The following is a 19,667-nucleotide window of genomic DNA, read 5'->3' on the forward strand; positions in this document are numbered from 1 at the left end:
GCAAAGAAATTATAGCATTACACAGGGAAAAAAAAGGGCTACCATTCTAAGGTAGCCCTTTTTTTACGAATTAATCTTAGGGAAGCTGAAAGTTAGCCAGCTCAGCGTTGCTCGCTGGAACTACGATTTCACCGTTAATAATCTTCTGCTGTAGCTCTTCAATCTTAGGAGTTACACTTTCCAAAAGTGACTTGTTGTAGTCATTAACGGCATAGCCAACACCGTTTTCTTTCAAGCCGAAGTTCCTAATACCACCCTGCCAATTGCCATTCATGAAATCCTTTGCTGTGTCATAGACGGAGATATCAACACGCTTCAATGCAGAAGTTAATATCCTGCCGCCTATTGCCTTTTCCTGGGAATCGGTACTGGAATTGTAGATAAGACCTTGGTCACTATCTACACCGATTGCCCATACATCTTTGCCTGCCTGATAAGCTTCATACGTAGCCTGGAATACACCAGCACCTGAAGCGCCAGACGCGTGATAGACAATGTCTGCACCCTGGTTATAGAAAGATGACGCAATTTCTTTTCCTTTCGCAGGATCCTTAAACGCATCGCCTGTTGTACCGATGTACTGAGAAAGTAGGTTACCTGATGTTCTCAGCTTGGGATTTACGTACATGGCGCCAGCTTTATAGCCAGCTTCAAAAGTCTCTATCAAGGGAGACTGCATTCCGCCGACATAACCAATCTTATTCGTTTTGGTCATGTAACCTGCAATTGCACCAACTAAGAAGGAACTTTCATTGGCTTTAAAGTTCAAGCAAACAATGTTGCTTGTAGATGTAAGACCGTCGATTGTACCATCAACAATTGCGAACTTGGTGTCAGGGAAATCTTTTGCTACATTGATCATTGGGTCAGTAAACATGAAACCAATACCGAAAATGAGGTTGTAACCGTCCTCAGCTAATGTTCTGAGAAGTTGTTCTCTGTCCTGTCCACCCTCTTTTGGCTCCAAGTACTTCAGTTCTACTTCTGTTCCGTAGTTTACTTTGTCAGGGTCATCTTTGATATAACCCTTGTAGTCTTTAGCAATTTGAACTAATCCCTGATAAGCAGAATCGTTAAATGACTGGTCGCCTCTGCCACCGATATCAAACACTAAGCCTATTTTGTACTTTGGCCCAGTACTAGCATTGTTGCCATTATTAGCGTTATTCTGACTAGAGGTGCAACCGCCGAGCACTAATGACACGGCTAGCAAGGCGACTACGATACCAACAGTAAATTTCTTCACTCTTACTCCTCCCCTTTCACAGTTTTCGATTGTGGAAGTATAACTTCCACTTGCGTAATATTATACTATGCTTAAAGTAGTGTCAAGATTAGCCATAACAAACTGTTAAAGGAACTTAAACCAGTAAGAACTAAAATAACGTGGACTAGCTTAAAAGAGTAAAAGGAGGTTGAATAAGGTGTCTGAAAATAAACGCTTAGGCGTATTAACAGGTGGAGGCGATGCTCCAGGTTTGAACCCAGCCATTAGAGGTGTTTTTTACAAAGCATCAGAGTTGGGTTATGAAATCGTAGGTCTAAGAGATGGTTGGAAAGGTCTTTTAGAAAAGGATGCAATACCACTGACTAAAGAAGAAGTGGATGCTGCTTTAACAAAGGGCGGTACTATCCTTGGATCCAGTAGAACAAACCCTTATAACCGCGAAGGCGGTAAAGAACTAGCTGAGAAAAACTTCCATGAACTAGGGCTAAATGCACTGATCGCAATCGGAGGAGAGGATACACTCGGTGTCGCTGGCCAGTTGGTAAGAGATTTTCGACTTCCAATAAATGGAGTACCAAAAACCATAGATTTTGATGTTCCTGAAACAGATTTCACTTTGGGCTTTTTTACCGCTTTAGAAGTCACCACAGACGTTTTGGAACGGCTTCAAGACACTGCAAGGAGTCACCACAGGGTTATGGTGCTGGAAGTGATGGGAAGACATGCAGGTTGGTTGGGCTTATTTACGGCAGTTGCCGGAGGCGCTGACTATGTTTTGGTACCTGAAAAGAAAGCTAACATTGATGACCTGGTACTGAAAGTGAAGCAGGCTGTCTCCAATAAAGGTTTTGCAGTTGTCGTCGTTTCAGAGGGAGCAGTGCTTGATGAAAGCATGTTAAAAGATCGTCCTGTGGATGAATTTGGCCATGTACAGCTTGGCGGTATGGGAGAAGTCGTAGCAAGTTTTCTTGAAAAGCAACTGAATATGGAAGTAAAAGCTGTCATCTTAGGTCACGCCCAGCGTGGTGGAAAACCATCGGTTTTAGATAGGATACTGCCCCAACTGCAAGCGATAAAGGCAGTGGAATGGTTACATGATGGACAAACAGGAGTGCTTGCAGCATATAGAGAAGGCAGTATTAAACCTATAGATTTAACAAAAGTCGTAGGAAAGAATCGTCCTTTACCTGAGTCGCTTATAAACGACTTCAGCGTGTTTTTTAGAGGTTAATCACTATGAAAAGGGTCGGGATATTGACGTCCGGCGGAGACTCACCTGGTATGAATGCTGCCATTGCAGGTGCAGTTACTGCGGCTGAGCAGAAGCGTATCGAGATCATTGGCATTTGGAACGGTTATGATGGCCTTTTAGATGAACAGTTCTTGCCTCTTAGCTCAAGCAGGGTCAGAGGTATTAATTCCCTTGGTGGAACAATTTTAGGTACTTCTCGTAGCGAACGATTCATGTTACCTGAGTGGAGACGTCGAGTACCCGACACCATGGCTTCGACAGGTTTGGATGGCTTAATAATAGTAGGAGGCAACGGTTCTTTAAAAGGAGCCGTTGCCTTAGAGCAAGCCGGCATACCCACTGTTGGGATACCAGGCACTATTGATAATGACCTCGGAGGAACAGATTTTACTCTCGGTTTTGTAACAGCTGCTGAGACTGCTGTTAAAGCAGTACGAAGGCTCACCGACGTAGCCCTTTCAGAAAAAGGCGTTTTTGTAGTGGAAGTGATGGGTCGGAATTCGGGATACATAGCTATGTTCGTAGGGTTAGCAACAGGAGCGGACTTTGTTAATATACCTGAAGCGCCATCTACTCCACAAGAAATCGCTCTGAAACTTAGTCAATCAGAAGAGAGCGCCATAGTTATCTGGGCCGAAGGATGCGGAGATCCATCTGCAGCGGCTGAAACGCTAAAAGCAGCACTCCATCGGGACGTTGAGATTTCTCGTATAGGGTACTTGCAACGCGGAGGTACTGCTTCCACGCTGGATTCATTTATAGGTTTTGGTATGGGGGCGGCTGCACTGAATGCACTTTCAGAAGGTAGACGCAGTGTGATGATTGGCGTGAGAAACTTACAACCGGTTGAAGTCCCCTATGAAGTGGCTGTACAAACGAACCCTATTCCGCCATATCTTCAACAGATATTACTACCGCTCTTAAACACACGTTGACGTTTAATCTCGTACAAAGCTATACTGAGAGCAACATGAACATTTAAGCTTTCAAAGTCTGTGGGGATATTGGCTGAGCTATCGCATAGCGCCATGACAGTTTTCCTTATTCCCTTGTCTTCAGAGCCGATAACCAATGCAATAGGACCTGATAAATCGTAGTTGTACACGGCTTCACCCTCGTGTGCATCCATGGCTATAATAGAAAATCCCTTTTCCTTAAGCCTCGGAATCACTTGCTTTATGTTCAAGCGCCATACATTACACTTGAGGGCAGCACCTCGGGAAACCTCCACAACCTTTGGCGTAATAGCTCCTGTATTATGGAGGTCGAGCAATACGTTAGGTGCTGAAAACGCCACAGCTGATCGGAAAATCGTACCTAAATTGGTTGCGTCGGTTACACCATCTATTACAATAAGTGGATCTCCCACGTACTTTAGTTCATCCCAACCCAGATATTCCACTTCAGATGGTAAAAAGCCAACCCACTCTTTTTCAGGAAAAAACTCCTTGGGAACTGCAACAGTGGGTATGGGTCTGGTTTTTTCGATCTTGTTTATCAGTTCTTTCACTTTCTCCAACTTGTCAGTTCTGACCCATATTTTTTCCACTTTACCTGCATCTAATGCTTCTTGTAAAGGATCCAAACCATACGACAATTCTTTTTTTAAGCTCATTTAATACCATCTACTCCTTTATCCATCGAGTTCCATTCTTTGTATCTTCAATAGTAATGCCATGCTTGCTCAATAAATTTCTTACAGAATCAGCTTCAAGGAACTTCTTTTCTTTCCTTAGTTCATTCCGTAAATCGACCAGATCTTGTACTAATGAATCGTCAAACTGGCTTTCTGGCAATAAGCGTAGTCCGAAGATATCTTCCATAGAGAATGCAAGGAAATCCCTTATGAGAGAAGCTTCTTTTCTATTTACTTGATCAGTACTCAGCTGAGACATTACCCTGTGAACACATGATAATGCTCCTGCAGTGTTCAAATCTTCTTCCAAATAACTAGTAAAGTCCTTCTTTACTTCCTCCAATACATTTACAACAAAATCGCGAATCTCCCCTTCTGTTGTTATCCAGTTCAAGCGTTCCTTGTAAGCCCTTATATTCTTTACCGTTGCATCGGCTTGAGCATATGATTCTGCAGAGAACGTAACAGCATCTCTGTAGTACGTAGATAAAAGTAAATACCTTAAAACGTCAGGATCATATTGTTCCATTATTTCTTGTGCGCCTATGAAGTTGCCTAAGCTTTTATGCATTTCTTCTTGCCCTATTCTGAGCATACCCGTGTGCATCCAGATTTTAGCAAATGGTTTCTCACCCATGAGAGCTTCCGATTGGGCCCTTTCGTTTTCATGGTGGGGAAAAATTAAATCGGCTCCACCTCCGTGAAAGTCCAACGGATAAGTACCAAATTTTATCGATATCACGCTACATTCAATGTGCCAACCAGGTCGTCCATCACCCCACGGACTATCCCACCATATATTATCGCTAGGTTTTCTCGCTTTCCAAATAGCAAAGTCCCTGGAGTCCTGTTTATATGGAGACGGTTCTATGCGAGCCTCCATCTGAGAGATGTCTTCCGCATTTCTTCCAGAGAGTATGCCATAGTCTGGGAATTTTCCCACAGAAAAATAGACTCCATCTGGTGTTACATAAGCATAATCACGTTGAATTAGCTTCTCGACGGCATCTATAATATCAGGCATTACTTGTGATACACGGCCATATATATATAGCGGTTTGACGTTAAGATAGTCCATTAACCTGTAATACGCCCTTTCATATGTCTCTGCTAAAGCTAAAGGGTGCACAGAAAGCGCTTTTGAACGTTCGATAATTTTATCGTCTACATCCGTGAAGTTAGAAATAAAAACAGGTTTGTAGCCCATACTTTGAAGAAATCTTTGAAATAAATCGAAAACTAACGCTGTTCTAACATGCCCAAGATGAGGTTCATCATAAGGCGTAATGCCACATACATAACCGACAACAGAATCACCAGGTTTCTTATCTAGTTCAATAAGCCTACGACTTTCCGTATCATAAAGTCTCATAATTTCACCTCAAACGCATTTGTAAATGACACGCACACTATACCATCTAAAGGTTTTCCAAACACATTTTCACTATGCGTTACAGATACGTGCACCTTCGCATTTAGAATGGAACTCAAATGATTTTCCATCAGCTTAAGCCATGGACCTAAACGAGGTTGATCTGCCAATAGAAGTACAGAAACATCGGAGACAGTGATATTCATTTCTTTTGCCATTAGCAAAACAGCATTCAATATGTCTGTGGAGGGCTTGTTCTCCCATGTTTCATTATTTGGGAATAGAGTCCCTAAATCGCCTTTGCCAATCATCGACAGAATGCTTTCTGCCACAGCATGGATCACCACATCACCATCGGTCCACGATTTCAAACCAACTACAGAATCAGTAATCTGCACGCCCCCTAATATTAGTGGGCAGGACGGATCAAAACGATGGAAATCCCAACCTATACCTGATGTTTTTTCAAACATCAAATCCCCAATAAAAATATCTCCAGGGAATGTGACTTTTAAATTCTTACGTTCTCCTTCTATGGTGTGTACTTTGAAGCCTAAATCCTGTGCCACACTAGCCTCATCGACATCTTCATTCGACGACTCCATAACAATTGACAGTGCTTCGTAAGTGAACCCTTGCGGAGTTTGAACACGAAGAATTCCATTTCTCGATAAAGGAACACTTTCCTCTCCGGCCATTTTTCTTAGAGCGTCTTCTATATCAATTACTGGCACAACAACGGGATAAATGTCTAACCATGCTAGCACACGCTCGAACAGATCGTCACTAGCTAACGGACGAGCTGCATCATGGATAACAACTTTATCTACATCTGATAGCAACGCAAAACCATTCTTCACTGATTCTTTTCTCGTAAGGCCCGGAGGTGCTACTAAAAGTGACTTATCCTTAGGCTGCTCGTCAGAAACTATAACAATTTGGGCGAAAAGCTGCTTTAAGTAGGGAAGCCTCAATTCCCAATAATCCAATAACGAATAACCATGGAACACTGGAAGCGATGCTTTTCCTCTTCCTCCAGAAAAACGCTGTCCTTTGCCTCCCGCGACAAGAATCAGACCGTTCATAGTTCTCAGTCAGCAACCTTTGTAAATATTATTTTCCCAGTATCGCTAACATGTACATTGGTTACCACGACTCTAACTGTGCTGCCAATAAGGTCAGCAGCATCCTCTACGACGACCATGGTACCATCGTCGAGGAATCCCACACCTTGAGCTCTGATTTTTCCCTCCTTGACCACCTTTATTGTTAATTCATCTCCCACATTAATATTTGGCCGAAGTGCAACAAACACTTCGCTAAAGTTGATAACATCAGCATTGTGTAAACGAGCAATTTTTGCCAAATTTGAATCAAGGGTGACAATTGTTGCTTTCTTATCACGAGCATATTGGATTAAAGCATCATCTACACCTTTTACGCCTCTAGGAGTATATTCTACTAATGCCAAACGTTTACTGCTCTCCTTCATTTGTTCGAGAACTTTTAATGCCCTTTGTCCTTTGTCTCGTTTTACAGGATCTGTGCTATCAGCTAATTGCATAATTTCCTTCACAACGAAGGATGGCACCACTACTCTGCCTTTAAAAAGATCGAGATTGATCAATTCCAGGATACGTCCATCAACCAAAATAGAAGTATCCAAAACAAATTCTGGTTCCATTCCAATTATGTTTTCTCTTTTTTCCCTCGCTCGGTAAATAACAATGGCTCCCCATACAGCGATCACATCAAGAATAAGTAGAATGCCGACACCGAGCGCATATTCCCCAGCATAAATAAGTGGGATGAGTATAGGAACACCCACAACATTAGCTAATATGATGCCTATACCGATGTATTGAAACTGCTGAAACGGAAATGTAGCTGCTCGCTGAAATGCTTGCTCAAACCACTTATCAAAAACTGAGCGGCACGAATAACCGACAGCCAAAGATACGATCGCTGTCGTTCCTAAAATTATTAGGTTGTGGCTATTGAGGAACCGCACAGGAAAAAGACGCTCCACAGCATAGAGCGCAATAAAAACAACAATGGAATAAAACATTCCTCTAAAAAAACGTAAAATACGCACAAAAATCACCTCACAAAAGGTTAAAAGAGTTCTTTTATTAATTCTACAACAGTGGAGGCTTTAGTTCTAATAAGGGAAGCGCTCTGAGATATCTTTGGGTTTTGCTGAGGAATCAGTATGCCACCTGTGAGAAGAATTTCTCCGTAAACGAGAACATTCTGAGAAACAGCGCGCTCTTTTAAACTCGAATATATCGCAGCCACGATGGCCGCGTCTATACCGTAATCATTCACAAAAAAATCTGTTGTGATGTCCACGTAGACATCATACTTGTACATAGGTATTTTTAAGTATTTTTGCATTACCGCGGTAAGTAACAAAAGTCTACTGTTAGGATAGCGAGAACTTATCCTTCTGGGCATCTGGCCATAAGATTCTGTAACCAAGGCATGAACTTGAACAAACTCAAAATGCGTTCCTGTGTTTACAGCACTTACTACTAAACCTGGCTCCGATACTGACTGTTGGATACTGATTGTTGAGGGATTCAAACCATGCTCTGACATTTCCAGCAGTACCTGATCTGTGCTTGGACCGAAACGGTTCTTTACCAATTTTAAAAGCCGCTTATTACCCGTACGCTCTCCTTCAAGATATAAAACTACATCTACCATATGTTCAATCGTTCGTGGGCCAGCAATTATACCCTCTTTTGTGACATGGGCCACAATTATCACGCAGCAGTTAACTTCTTTAGAGAACCTAACAAGTTTTGATGCTACATCTTTTACCGTAACAGGCGAACCAGGTGCACCATCACTTCCATAGGTTATGGTCTGAAGGCTATCAACACAAATAATATCGTAACCACCTAAGTCAACATCATTTAGGTCTCCTGCTGAAACGATGTTTGGCAAATGAATCCCAAGCCTCTCAGCTCGTTTTGTGACTTGGTTTTCAGTTTCTTCGGAAGTAACATAAAGAACTTTACCATCAACAGACCCCAGCAATTGTAATGCCAATGTGGATTTTCCTATACCAGGTTCCCCGCCAAGGAGCATGACTGAACCGCTTTGAAATCCCCCACCTAAAACTGCATTCAACTCATCTAAGAAAGTTGGAATAACACGAACAGGCATAGGTTGATAAACATTCCTTGAGGTTTCAATTTCCGAGGTTTTACGCTCAATAAAAGTACCAAAGTGACCGCACTGCGGGCACTTCCCCAATTTTACAGAGGAAACATACCCGCAGTCGGTGCATTCATATTGTACCTTGTTGCTCAAACTCTGCTTACTTCTCCGTTGGGTACAGGATTGATTATCGTTGAGCCATCTTCATAGTCCATCATAAGTGTTCCTGTTACATTTTCCCGCTGAAGCATGTATTCAGCCAATGGGTCTTTAACTAACCGTTGAATGGCCCGTCTTAAAGGCCGTGCTCCAAAGCGAGGCTCATAACCTTCTTTTATAATCTGCTCCAGCAATCTATCAGAAATTTTTACGGCGATATTCTGCGAACGAATTTGTTTGTTGAGTTCGTCGACCATGATACCCACAATCTGGCGGAGATCATCATTGGTGAGATGATGGAACACTACAACCTCGTCTATTCTATTTAAAAACTCTGGCTTGAAAAACTTCTTAACTGCGTCCATTACTAAGTTTTCCATATTTTCAAACTTTTCTTCGTTCTTCAAAAATCCGATAGTTGCCCCAGCACTTATATCTCTACTACCAAGGTTCGATGTCATTATTATGATAGTGTTCCTGAAATCAACAACTCGTCCCTGCCCATCTGTAAGGCGTCCGTCCTCGAATATCTGAAGCAAAATGTCAAAAACATCAGGATGAGCTTTTTCTATTTCATCAAGTAACACAATGCTATGTGGTTTCCTACGCACAGCTTCAGTAAGCTGTCCGCCCTCTTCGTAACCAACGTATCCTGGAGGAGCACCCACTAATCGGCTAACATTGAATTTTTCCATATACTCCGACATATCAATGCGAACCAAAGCTTCTTCTTCACCGAACATGAATTCTGCTAACGCACGAGCGAGCTCTGTTTTGCCTACACCTGTAGGGCCAAGAAACAAAAACACTCCTATGGGGCGACGATCATCTTGCAAACCAGTACGACTTCTGCGTATGGCCTTCGCAACAGCAGATACGGCCTCATTTTGCCCCACAATGCGCTTATGTAGATAATCTTCAATCTCAAGAAGTTTCTTCTTGTCATCTAAACGCAGTTTTGCCACAGGTATGCCTGTCCACGATGAGATCGTGTAAGCCACATCGTCAAAGGAAACAGTGGGTTGATTCTCATCCATGCTACGTTCATACAACCAGATCTCTTCCATTCTTGAATATTCTTCCTTAAGCGATTTCTCTTTATCACGTAAAGAAGCTGCTTCTTCAAACTGCTGAGAATCTATTGCCAGTTGTTTCTGCAAACGAACTTTTTCAATCTCATCTAAGAGAGCTCGAAGGTTGCTAGGCAATACTTCATTAGCTAGACGAACCTTAGCAGCGGTTTCATCAAGAGCATCAATAGCCTTATCAGGCAAGAAACGCTCCTTTACATACTTTTTTGTTAGCACAACGGCAGCATCAATAGCATCATCAGCTATTTTTACATTATGGAATTTCTCATAAATTGGTCTTAACCCTTCGAGAATCTTATGAGTTTCTTCCTCGTTGGTTTCTTCCACTTGTACTGGCTGGAATCTGCGCTCAAAAGCAGGATCGCGTTCTATGTACTTTCTATAGTCATCATAAGTTGTAGCACCGATTACTTTGATTTCGCCACGAGCCAATGATGGTTTTAATATTGAAGCCGCATCTATCGCTCCTTCAGCAGCACCAGCACCAATAACGGTGTGAATTTCATCAATGAACAGAATTACCTGCCCATTAGTTCTTTTTACCTCATCCAGGATCTTTTTCATCCGTTCTTCAAATTCTCCTCTATACTTTGTGCCAGCAACAATAGAGGAAATATCCAGTTGAACCACACGTTTCTTTTTAAGCGAATAAGGAACTTTACCTGAAGCTATTCGCTCTGCCAAACCTTCAACTATTGCCGTTTTACCTACTCCAGGCTCTCCGAGTAAAATTGGGTTGTTCTTGATTCTTCGGCTGAGTATTTCAATAACTCTGTTTAGTTCATTTTCTCTACCAATGACAGGATCAAGTTTACCTTTCTCCGCCAAAGATACCAAGTCCTTTGAAAACTTATCCAGAACTGGTGTCTTTGTTTTTCCTTTTTCTTCGGGTTCCTGTTCTCCCATTTCCATTACTTTTCTGCGAACGTCGTCATAAAAAACGCCATTTTCATTCAGAATTGAGCTGACCCTTGACGGTTCTTTAAGAATAGCCATGAGCAAGTGCTCTGTTCCTACATACGAATGGGCAAGTTTCCTTGCTTCCTCGCTGGCAGTGTCAAGTAATCTTCTTGCCTCGCTGGAAAGTTCTGGATACTGCAAACTAGATGCCATGGGCATAGGAATATCTTCTATGGCACTTCTTATAGCGTCGGGATCCGCGCCTATCGAATCGATAATAGAATAAGCACGGGTATCCTCATTTAGTAAAGCAAGTACTATATGTTCACGCCCTACGAAGCTACTGTTTAAACGCCTTGCTTCTTCTTGAGCATCTTTTAACGCTTTTCTTGCTTCTTCAGAAAATCTAATAAACAACCTTTACCCTCCTTTTATGTACCTAACTCATTTATGTATTCGAAGACGCTTTGTGCAGCAATTGCTCCATCTGCTGCTGCTGTCACTATTTGTCCTAATGCACCATGTCTTATATCACCTGCTGCAAATAATCCTTTTTTAGACGTCTTCATTTCTTCGTCAGTTTTTATATACCCATTTTCGTCCAAATCTACCAAATCCTTAACCATTTGAGTATTAGGTACATGTCCTACTTGCACAAAAACACCATCAACTGGCAATGTTGTTTCCTTTCCTGATTCTAAGTTTTTAAGCACTATGCCTTCTACTTTTTTTTCACCCAGCACTTCAGAGACAACACTATTCAGTATGAGCTGGATTTTGCCGTTTTGAGAAACCCTATCAACAAGAACTTTTTCCGCTCTAAAAGCATTTCTTCTATGGATTAGGTAAACTTTGCTCGCTATATTGGCTAAGTATTCAGCACTAGAGAAAGCAGAACTTCCGCCTCCAATAACAGCAACCGTTCTATTTCTAAAAAAGGCACCATCACACGTCGCACAATATGAAACGCCTCTGCCTATCAATTGCGATTCTCCAGGTACATTTAAATGCTTATAGTTTACTCCCATGGACAAAATGATTGCCTTTGCGTAGAGCATGTCAAGTCCGTGAAGGGTAAACATACCATTCCTACCGTTTTCTTCAATGCTCTCGACTCGCTCATTGATAAGAACAGCGCCGACGTTCTCAACATGGCGTCTCAAACGTTCTCCCAATTCAAGACCTTCAACCCCATCTGGGAAACCTGGATAATTCTCAATTAATGAGGCAGAACTCACTATACCTCCGAACACACCATCATAAACGACTCCTACTCTTAACCCATTGCGAGCCGCATATATAGATGCCGTTGCGCCAGCAGGTCCTCCCCCTATTATAAGCACATCAAATTCATTTGTCGTTGTCATACGCCACCTCGCATACTATACTTTCGCAGTATGTATTTCCAATTACGTTAATTATGTATTGCCCGGAACTGCCTTTATGAGAAACAAGATACCATGCCATGAGTGCATGTAGGCATTTAAAGGTCATCGGTTTCTTACTCCCTCCAATAAAAACTTGCTCAGAGAAACCTTTAGCTTGTAAGTAGGTGGAAAAGGCAAGTTCACTATTCAGTTCTTCTTTTCTTGCATGCTCATCAACATTGATACCATTAATGATAATATGTTTGATACTTCCGCTCTCTATTTTGGATACTTGCTCTCGCAAAAAAGGACAGGTGAGCCAAAAAACGGTGGGAAATGGTGTCCCATCTTCAAAAAACGGTTCCGTTTCTAAAACCATCGGATAACCGTAAGGGCAAAACACCCTGGGAAACCATGTCCCACGTGGTTTACGGCCCAATTGGCATCTAATGACCGAATCTAATGACCGTGGCACCGTCAACATCGGTTTTTAAAACATCAACCTGTATTTTTTCATTGTAATATTCACTATTTACGAATAGCATCTCACTCTGCAATGTCTTTTTTTGGCTCTGTAAGCTTTGTAGTGAACTATTCAGGTCACGTACTTGGCTTTGTACAGACAAGCATGCAAAAGACAACAGAACCAACATTATTCCCAAAGTAATGGCGGTTGTCATAAGAACTTTCACACTGTGCCTTATTTTTAATTCTGCATCACTGTACGTAGTGCCCATTGTATATCTTCCCAGTCTCCAGGTCGATCGTTATAACCGCTCCATCTTCAGGCTCTTGAATCCACACAACGTTTCTAAGGAGACTGTTTTCATCAGCCTGTTTACCAAGTAGTAATGTTTTTTCTTGTCCGCCATCATAGTTGGCAACGGCATTTAGACGTTTCACATAATGACCGACCAAATATGATTTTCGTGGATTTCTTACTTCTACATTTCCTATCACCATAGGTATGCGATAAATCTTAACTGAGTTCGTACTGCCTGCAACACCCGTTAAGTCTCCGAAGATATACAGAAGTAAATCTCCCCTACTTGCTACATTATGTTCCAAAGACCAGTTCACGCTAAGCCTAAGAACTTCTTCTGCTGATGCAGAAGCTTCTATCCTTACCGGCACTACGGCCCGACTAAGGCATAGTTGTCGCTGCAATCGATCTGTGTGCGTAACAGCAAGAATCGGAACCACAGAACGAAAAGCGGAGGTTATCCTAGCGGAAGAACCTGTCTCTGTCGCAACCACAAGAAGCTCTGCTCCACTTTTCTCGGCTATTCGCACTGCACTTTCTACAAGGGCCTCTCGAACTGATTTCGGCGTCAATGAGGTGGGCGACCTGAATGGATACGTTTCGGCTGCTTCAATAATACGTTTCATTGTCTGAATAGAAAGAATGGGGTACTTACCAAAAGCTGTTTCCCCTGACAGCATAACAGCATCTGCCCCATCTATTACAGCGTTTGCCACATCTGTGATTTCAGCTCTACCGGGAAACGGACGATCCATCATTGTGTCAAGCATCTGCGTCGCTACAATAACGGGCTTACATTGTTCAATACTTATACGGATTATCTCTTTTTGTACCAATGCAAGATCTTCAAGAGGAATGTCAAGAGCAAGATCGCCTCTGGCTACCATTATCCCATCTGCTGCGTCCACAATAGAACTTAGATTCTCCAGCGCCTCATGACGTTCAATTTTCGCTACAATACCTAGATCTTTTCTGCCGTTCTTATCCAATCTTTTTCTCAAATCAATAATGTCTTCTGGGTCTCTGACAAAACTCAGCCCCACAAAATCGATATCCTGTTTTACAAGAAAGTCAATGTCTTTTAGATCTTTTTCTGTCAAAGCTGGAAGTCGCAGTTTTGCACCAGCAAAACTTATGCCTTTCCTTGAAGTTACTACACCACCTGCTACTACAACAGCGGATAAACTATCTTCGTTTTTATCAACTACACGAAGCTGTATTTTTCCATCGTCCAAATATACAAGAGAATTGACAGATACATCCTCCACAAGATATGGATAATCTACAAAAAACACATCATCTGTGCAGGGTTCGGAGCCGAAGCGAATTGTTATCGTATTCCCTTCTGTGAGTACAACACCATTTTTATTCAATGTATTTGTTATGCGTATTTTTGGCCCTTGCAAGTCGGCGAGAATAGCCAAGGGACGTCCTAACTCTTTTTCCACTGCTCTTATGTTTTGAATTCTATTAGTATGTTCTTCGTAAGTGCCATGTGATAAGTTGAGTCTGAAAACATCGGCGCCATTTTTTGCTGCTTCCCTAACTTTATCTAAGTCTTCGAGAGAAGGTCCAGTGGTAACAACGATTTTTACTAGCTTCACTTTTATCACCTCTGAGTTATTATAAATCAGTATTTATATTTTAATCGCAAAATGTGTCAAAGACAGGTTAAAATAAGTTCATGGCTGGAAACAAAACAAAAACCACTGCAAAAAAGGCAGTGTCTAAAGCAAACAACAATATCCAACATAAAACGACAAAGACAAGAAGTAAGAAAAAACGAAAGAATAATAGACGTCTTTTCTTAGTGTTGATTGTAATACCTGCTATTTTTGCCTTTTTGAGTGCAGTGTTTTACTTCGTAGGCAAAATACTGCTTCAATCTGTTACCGTTTGGCAACAGCTTTTTACAATATTAGGCCTACCATCTTGGCTGCTCAGCCTGTTTTTGGCGGCTGCCGTGCTACTCATAGTCGCAGGAGTTGTATCAGTTAAGCGTATACCAAAACCGAGCATTCAGCAAATGCCTACGATAAGCGATTCCTCATTTGATATTGTGGAACCTGTTTCAACTCCGGTAGTTATTGACATGAAAAAGGAACGTTCTACTTCAAAAAAGAAACGCGGTCAAGTTACTGAGGAGCAAACCGTTGAAGCAAAAGCAGCCCCATTGAACAATACAGAGGTTCATCAACCAGCAAATGAAGTGAGGCGAAAGCTAAGAACCAGCTCGTTACTTCCACCTATTAGTTTATTAGAACCACCCACGAAACTTTCTTTCGGCGTCACAGCAGAAACGCAGTCATTAGCTCAAAAAGTACAGGCTGTTCTTGATACATTCAATATTGGTGGGAAAGTCGTTAACTTTATTACTGGGCCTCATGTTGTACGTTTGGAGATAGAACTGTTGGCAGGAACACGTGTTTCGGCTGTCACGTCCAGAAGTCAAGATTTTGCGGTACGATTAGGCATTCCAGAACTGCGTATTGATGCACCCGTAGCCGGAAAACCTAATACTGTTGCTATAGAGGTTCCAAATCCTAAAAGGCAAATGGTAAGGTTATCAAATTTACTTAACGCTACAAGTGACAAATATGCAAGCATTCCGCTACCTATTGGATTAACAGTGGATGGGAAGCCTATTATTGAGGATCTAACAAAAATGCCACACCTCTTAGTCGCAGGTGCTACAGGAGCGGGTAAGAGTGTAGCGTTGCAAAGTTTCTTGGTGTCTTTTCTAATGAATTTTAGCCCTGACGACGTTAGATTAGTGCTTGCAGATCCAAAACACGTTGAGTTTGCTTTTTACGAAGGGCTTCCACATCTCTTGTATCCAGTTATCAACAATCCTCAACAAGTGCTCATCGTTTTAAAAGAGCTGGCTGGTGAAATGGAAGAACGATACAAAATCTTGGCACAATCAAAGTCAAGGAGCATCGTCGACTACAACAAAACACATCCTGAAGAAAAAATACCAATAATTATCGTTGTTGTTGATGAGCTTGCGGATATAATGCTTACTGCTCCTTCTGAAATGGAACAGGTTGTCGCCATTCTGGCTTCAAAAGCCAGAGCAGCAGGTATTCATTTAATAATGGCCACGCAAAGACCCTCAGTAGATGTAATAACTGGGCTCATAAAAGCGAATATTCCGCATCGTATAGCCTTTGCGGTGAGCAGTCAAGTTGATTCAAGAGTAATTCTCGATGTAACCGGAGCCGAGCGCCTTATAGGTGCTGGGGATTTTCTATATTCAAACCCTGCTGTAATGAAACCTATAAGAGGACAATCACCCTTTATCTCTGAGGCTGAAATAATGCGTGTGGTGGAACATTGGAAATCCCAACCCTTAGACACGCAATTGAGAGACATACCCACCATAGAATCATCTGCTTCTGGTTTTGACAGTTCCGACCCAATTGCTCAAGAAGTAATAGAAATGATCAAAACCATGGATAGAGTTTCTACCTCACTCATACAGCGACGTTATAAAATAGGTTATAACAGAGCCGCCCGCATATTAGACATGTTGGAAGAACAAGGTTATGTAGGTCCTCTGGAAGGCGCACGCGGCAGAAAAGTACTCAAACATTAAATCACATTTAGATTGCCTATTCACTGCTTTCGTTTATGAACTCTTCTGCTCGCTCGTATATCAGGTCTATCTTACTATGTAAGTCTGAAAGATCGGTTATGGACGTCAATTCATGACCATCAAATAATCCTGAGTTTTCCAATATAGTAATAAAATCCTGTGTTCCATTGTCCCATACCTGTCTTGAGAGTTCCTGTACCTTCTTGTAAGCTTCTTCTCTACCCATCTTTTCTTGCAGTACGGCAAGAGCTCGCGAAGAAAACAATAGGTTTTTTGATTCAGCCATGTTTTGCTGCATTCGGTGGGCATCAAAGGTGCTGTTGGACAGCAATGACTTTACTTCACGCAGCATGAATGACAATAAATCAAAGGACAAGGGATAAACGATACGTTCTGTACTGGAGTGCGATATATCCCGTTCAAACCACAGTGGTACGTTTTCTAAACCAACTATGACTTGTGAACGAAGCACACGACTAAGCCCTGAGACTCTCTCCCACCGAACAGGGTTGCGTTTGTGAGGCATTGCGGAAGAACCAGCCTGACCCTTAGCAAATTCTTCTTGTGCCTCGCTAATCTCTGTCATTTGGAGTATTCTCATATCTTCTGCAAGTTTGTCAAGAATACTTCCTTCCAAACTGAGACTAAACAGTATGGGAGCATATGTATCGCGTGGAACAATTTGAGTAGTGACAGGTAATTGGTTGAGATCTAAGATAGATAAGAAACTGGTTTCCACCTTGGGATCTAAATTCGTATAAATACCCAGGGCACCAGACAATTTGCCAGGTATGTTGCGTCGTAAGGAAAGCAAGTCCATCTCAGAGCGCTTCAAAGCAACCGCATTTGTCAGAAACCGGAGGCCAAAAAAGTAAGGTTCGGCATGAACGCCATGCGTTCTTCCTGCACAACTGGAATACTTGAATTCATTGGCTCTTTTTACGAGTTCAGCAATAACGTTGGCCGTTAAATCTATCACATGAGCTAACGATTGTTTTAGCTGTAAAGAAAATACAGTGTCCATAATGTCTGATGATGTGAGACCTCTATGCAAGTATTCTGTAAATCGATCAAGCTTTCTGCTTATCACATTTATAAAAGCCACAACTTCATGACGTGTAATTCTTTCCTCAGCTTTTATTTCTTCAGCAGTAAACACGGGCTTGTTGTCCTTGAGATACTCGAATACTTCTGAAGGAATCATTTCCAAATCAGCTTCGGCTTTGAGATATGCCAACTCGACATCATAGAACAATTGATATCTGTTTTCTTCACTCCATATTTCTTCTATGCGCTCATCATTGTATCTGCTCAAAATATCCATCCACTTCGCCTCCCAAAAAGACATAGAACGGAAATTCCTTAACATTTATGAGGAAAAAAGCTTCGGGCCCTAATTCCTCGTATTTTCTCTTTAAAACACGTTCTATTCTCACACCATAAAATGCACCCGCTCCTCCAGGTGCTATTCCATAAGCAAGATTTGTTTCTTGTAGTACATTAAGGACGTCTTTGCTCATGCCTTTAGACACGATGAGCCTCACTCCCAGGTCCTTGCAAGACGGTAAAAAAGGCAGCATGCGGCTTATGCTAGTGGGGCCACAAGAACCTAAAGGTGCCTTACTATTGCCTTTTAAGGTAGGACCTGCAAAAAAGAGAACACTTGGTAATACTTGATGTTCTTCTATGAGTTTTTGCAATCCTCGGTCGCGTGCGATGCCCATTTCGCCAGTGTACTTTACCCAGACGCCGCTACTAAGAAGCAATTTCCATCCACTCTGCTCGAAAGGGCCAACACATAAACGACATGCTAACTGGAACGGCAGAAATGTGTGTCGGCAAAACCCGAAGGAACACATTTCCTACCCAGTTGCCACGTTTTCCTAACGGGTCTACTTCAAGTCCTTTGATTGACGTTACTAACTCGTCGTATTCATCTTCAAAAGATTGAGGCATATTACTGCCAAAAAGGAATCCCATCTTAGACTGCTTACATGCCTCAGCGGCTGTTCCTCCCATAGCTATAGAGATATGAACTGGTGGGCACGCAAGTGCCCCCCTTTCTTTTACCCAAGTCAAGATATCTTTTTTTACTGTCGAAAAGTCTGACGTTCCTGGATACACTTTAAGAAATGAGTGCATTTCAGTTCCCGCACCTGAGATAATTGCTCCGATTCCTCTTACATCCCTTAACTCTTCCAAAAAACACATTTGCATATCCTCTAATGAATGCTGTTCAATAAAAGGCGAAGACAGCATGGATGGTCGTGCAAAAAGGTTGAATTGAGCTTGAAAACAGTTCTTTATTGTTTCAATTTGTCCTTTAGTTAGACAATCGTGCCCGACAAACAGCGTAACTACCCCAGTGTCTTGACACAAGGGAAGTTTTAATGAAGAGCTAACAACCATGTCATTATCTAGTATAGCTTTGAAGCACGCATCATGAACTACATTTAGTGAGTCCTGAGCACGGGTAGGTGTAAACAAAAGCAGTTTTACCAGATCATCGATTTTGTCAAGATATTCTTGCATAATGCTCGTTTTCCCCTTAATCAAAGAGAGGGGCTAAGCCCCTCTCTTTATTTTTTTCTTTTCTTTTTTGTCTTTGGCGTATAAATCTCGTGTTTCCTAAAATCCTCCAGTATCTTATCCTTTTCTACTTCTTTACGAAATCGTCGCAGCATGTCATCCAAAGACTCATTTTCTCGTTTTTTTACTTCAGCCATTGCACTCCCCTCCTTTCAATATTTGCTTTATCCTGGAGGCCAACTTAGGGGCCTTCCACCCAAAAGATGAGCGTGAACATGGCAAACGGTCTGTCCAGCATCAAAACCATTATTGAGAACAATTCGATAACCGCTTGTCAAACCGAACTTGGCTGCCATTTGCTTAGCAGTATCCATCATTTTCATTAAAACACTGGGCTCAGTTTTATCCATATTCGGAAAATGCTCCTTGGGGATGATAAGTAAATGAATGGGTGCTTGAGGGTGTGCGTCACGAATAACTATAATGTCGTCGTCCTCCCACTCCACAGCAGCAGGACTTTTCTTGTTAATGATGTCACAAAAAACACAATCCATCTAACCTCTCGGCACCGCCTTTTCTGGTAAACATTTTACCATACTTTATG

Annotated in this window: 19 protein-coding genes; 3 read left to right on the top strand and 16 right to left on the bottom strand. The window is 41.9% G+C overall.

Going from position 1 to position 19,667, the window contains the following annotated elements:
* Window positions 1-76 precede the first annotated feature (76 nt).
* Window positions 77-1,246, bottom strand: a complete 1,170-nt coding sequence (locus D890_RS0103600) for a BMP family lipoprotein (RefSeq protein WP_018963163.1) — start codon at window positions 1,244-1,246, stop codon at window positions 77-79.
* 178 nt (window positions 1,247-1,424) lie between these two features.
* On the opposite strand from D890_RS0103600, the gene D890_RS0103605 reads away from it, so the two are divergent.
* Both D890_RS0103605 and D890_RS0103610 read left to right on the top strand, forming a co-directional pair.
* Window positions 1,425-2,459 carry a 6-phosphofructokinase gene (locus tag D890_RS0103605; RefSeq protein WP_018963164.1) on the top strand — a complete coding sequence of 345 codons (1,035 nt, stop codon included), beginning with the start codon at window positions 1,425-1,427 and terminating at the stop codon, window positions 2,457-2,459.
* Window positions 2,460-2,464: 5 nt separating this feature from the next.
* On the top strand, window positions 2,465-3,415 hold the full coding sequence (locus D890_RS0103610) for an ATP-dependent 6-phosphofructokinase (protein ID WP_018963165.1): 951 nt from the start codon (window positions 2,465-2,467) through the stop codon (window positions 3,413-3,415).
* Here the strand turns inward: D890_RS0103610 and D890_RS0103615 are convergent.
* The 10 genes from D890_RS0103615 to pyk are packed head-to-tail and all read right to left on the bottom strand — an operon-like array spanning window position 3,379 to window position 14,549.
* Entirely contained in the window at window positions 3,379-4,095 is a 717-nt protein-coding gene (locus tag D890_RS0103615; RefSeq protein ID WP_018963166.1) for a TrmH family RNA methyltransferase, read from the bottom strand. The two genes, D890_RS0103610 and D890_RS0103615, sit on opposite strands and share 37 nt — an antisense overlap.
* Before the next feature lie 10 nt (window positions 4,096-4,105).
* On the bottom strand, window positions 4,106-5,488 hold the full coding sequence (cysS, locus tag D890_RS0103620; protein WP_018963167.1) for a cysteine--tRNA ligase: 1,383 nt from the start codon (window positions 5,486-5,488) through the stop codon (window positions 4,106-4,108).
* Entirely contained in the window at window positions 5,485-6,573 is a 1,089-nt protein-coding gene (locus D890_RS0103625; RefSeq protein ID WP_018963168.1) for a 2-C-methyl-D-erythritol 2,4-cyclodiphosphate synthase, read from the bottom strand. Before D890_RS0103625 ends, cysS begins: the two co-directional genes overlap by 4 nt.
* 5 nt (window positions 6,574-6,578) lie before the next feature.
* Complete coding sequence (locus D890_RS0103630; protein ID WP_018963169.1) at window positions 6,579-7,583, bottom strand: PIN domain-containing protein; 1,005 nt, start codon at window positions 7,581-7,583, stop codon at window positions 6,579-6,581.
* Between the two features lie 20 nt (window positions 7,584-7,603).
* On the bottom strand, window positions 7,604-8,809 hold the full coding sequence (locus D890_RS0103635; RefSeq protein WP_018963170.1) for an ATPase domain-containing protein: 1,206 nt from the start codon (window positions 8,807-8,809) through the stop codon (window positions 7,604-7,606).
* Window positions 8,806-11,223: an ATP-dependent Clp protease ATP-binding subunit gene (locus D890_RS0103640; protein WP_018963171.1), complete on the bottom strand. Its 2,418-nt coding sequence runs from the start codon at window positions 11,221-11,223 to the stop codon at window positions 8,806-8,808. Before D890_RS0103640 ends, D890_RS0103635 begins: the two co-directional genes overlap by 4 nt.
* A 14-nt stretch (window positions 11,224-11,237) precedes the next feature.
* Window positions 11,238-12,173, bottom strand: coding sequence for a thioredoxin-disulfide reductase (trxB, locus tag D890_RS0103645; protein ID WP_018963172.1), 936 nt, complete (start codon window positions 12,171-12,173; stop codon window positions 11,238-11,240).
* Window positions 12,157-12,657 carry a DUF501 domain-containing protein gene (locus D890_RS07580; protein ID WP_083916930.1) on the bottom strand — a complete coding sequence of 167 codons (501 nt, stop codon included), beginning with the start codon at window positions 12,655-12,657 and terminating at the stop codon, window positions 12,157-12,159. Before D890_RS07580 ends, trxB begins: the two co-directional genes overlap by 17 nt.
* Window positions 12,620-12,910, bottom strand: coding sequence for a hypothetical protein (locus D890_RS0103655; protein ID WP_018963174.1), 291 nt, complete (start codon window positions 12,908-12,910; stop codon window positions 12,620-12,622). Before D890_RS0103655 ends, D890_RS07580 begins: the two co-directional genes overlap by 38 nt.
* Entirely contained in the window at window positions 12,891-14,549 is a 1,659-nt protein-coding gene (gene pyk / locus D890_RS0103660; RefSeq protein WP_245533134.1) for a pyruvate kinase, read from the bottom strand. The genes D890_RS0103655 and pyk overlap by 20 nt, the downstream gene beginning before the upstream one ends.
* A 71-nt stretch (window positions 14,550-14,620) precedes the next feature.
* On the opposite strand from pyk, the gene D890_RS0103665 reads away from it, so the two are divergent.
* On the top strand, window positions 14,621-16,534 hold the full coding sequence (locus D890_RS0103665) for a DNA translocase FtsK (RefSeq protein ID WP_018963176.1): 1,914 nt from the start codon (window positions 14,621-14,623) through the stop codon (window positions 16,532-16,534).
* A 16-nt stretch (window positions 16,535-16,550) separates the two neighbouring features.
* On the opposite strand, the gene purB is transcribed toward D890_RS0103665, so the two are convergent.
* From purB to D890_RS0103690, 5 genes are read right to left on the bottom strand one after another with little or no spacing between them, the layout of a single operon-like run.
* Window positions 16,551-17,858, bottom strand: a complete 1,308-nt coding sequence (gene purB / locus D890_RS0103670; RefSeq protein WP_018963177.1) for an adenylosuccinate lyase — start codon at window positions 17,856-17,858, stop codon at window positions 16,551-16,553.
* Window positions 17,833-18,300, bottom strand: coding sequence for a fumarate hydratase C-terminal domain-containing protein (locus tag D890_RS0103675; protein WP_018963178.1), 468 nt, complete (start codon window positions 18,298-18,300; stop codon window positions 17,833-17,835). The genes purB and D890_RS0103675 overlap by 26 nt, the downstream gene beginning before the upstream one ends.
* On the bottom strand, window positions 18,290-19,066 hold the full coding sequence (locus D890_RS0103680; protein ID WP_051073675.1) for a fumarate hydratase: 777 nt from the start codon (window positions 19,064-19,066) through the stop codon (window positions 18,290-18,292). Before D890_RS0103680 ends, D890_RS0103675 begins: the two co-directional genes overlap by 11 nt.
* Window positions 19,067-19,113: 47 nt before the next feature.
* Window positions 19,114-19,260 carry a 30S ribosomal protein S21 gene (gene rpsU, locus D890_RS0103685; protein WP_018963180.1) on the bottom strand — a complete coding sequence of 49 codons (147 nt, stop codon included), beginning with the start codon at window positions 19,258-19,260 and terminating at the stop codon, window positions 19,114-19,116.
* A 27-nt stretch (window positions 19,261-19,287) separates the two neighbouring features.
* Window positions 19,288-19,617, bottom strand: a complete 330-nt coding sequence (locus tag D890_RS0103690) for an HIT domain-containing protein (RefSeq protein ID WP_018963181.1) — start codon at window positions 19,615-19,617, stop codon at window positions 19,288-19,290.
* Window positions 19,618-19,667 lie beyond the last annotated feature (50 nt).

This window comes from Coprothermobacter platensis DSM 11748 (genome assembly GCF_000378005.1).
GTDB lineage: Bacteria > Coprothermobacterota > Coprothermobacteria > Coprothermobacterales > Coprothermobacteraceae > Coprothermobacter > Coprothermobacter platensis.

Bases quoted from the DNA above. Each gene is read 5' to 3' on its own strand.
- D890_RS0103610 (WP_018963165.1), top strand. From the start codon at position 2,465: ATGAAAAGGGTCGGGATATTGACGTCCGGCGGAGACTCACCTGGTATG.
- D890_RS0103615 (WP_018963166.1), bottom strand. From the start codon at position 4,095: ATGAGCTTAAAAAAAGAATTGTCGTATGGTTTGGATCCTTTACAAGAA.
- cysS (WP_018963167.1), bottom strand. From the start codon at position 5,488: ATGAGACTTTATGATACGGAAAGTCGTAGGCTTATTGAACTAGATAAG.
- D890_RS0103625 (WP_018963168.1), bottom strand. From the start codon at position 6,573: ATGAACGGTCTGATTCTTGTCGCGGGAGGCAAAGGACAGCGTTTTTCT.
- trxB (WP_018963172.1), bottom strand. From the start codon at position 12,173: ATGACAACGACAAATGAATTTGATGTGCTTATAATAGGGGGAGGACCT.
- D890_RS07580 (WP_083916930.1), bottom strand. From the start codon at position 12,657: ATGTTGACGGTGCCACGGTCATTAGATTCGGTCATTAGATGCCAATTG.
- D890_RS0103655 (WP_018963174.1), bottom strand. From the start codon at position 12,910: ATGGGCACTACGTACAGTGATGCAGAATTAAAAATAAGGCACAGTGTG.
- D890_RS0103665 (WP_018963176.1), top strand. From the start codon at position 14,621: ATGGCTGGAAACAAAACAAAAACCACTGCAAAAAAGGCAGTGTCTAAA.
- purB (WP_018963177.1), bottom strand. From the start codon at position 17,858: ATGGATATTTTGAGCAGATACAATGATGAGCGCATAGAAGAAATATGG.
- D890_RS0103680 (WP_051073675.1), bottom strand. From the start codon at position 19,066: ATGCAAGAATATCTTGACAAAATCGATGATCTGGTAAAACTGCTTTTG.
- rpsU (WP_018963180.1), bottom strand. From the start codon at position 19,260: ATGGCTGAAGTAAAAAAACGAGAAAATGAGTCTTTGGATGACATGCTG.
- D890_RS0103690 (WP_018963181.1), bottom strand. From the start codon at position 19,617: ATGGATTGTGTTTTTTGTGACATCATTAACAAGAAAAGTCCTGCTGCT.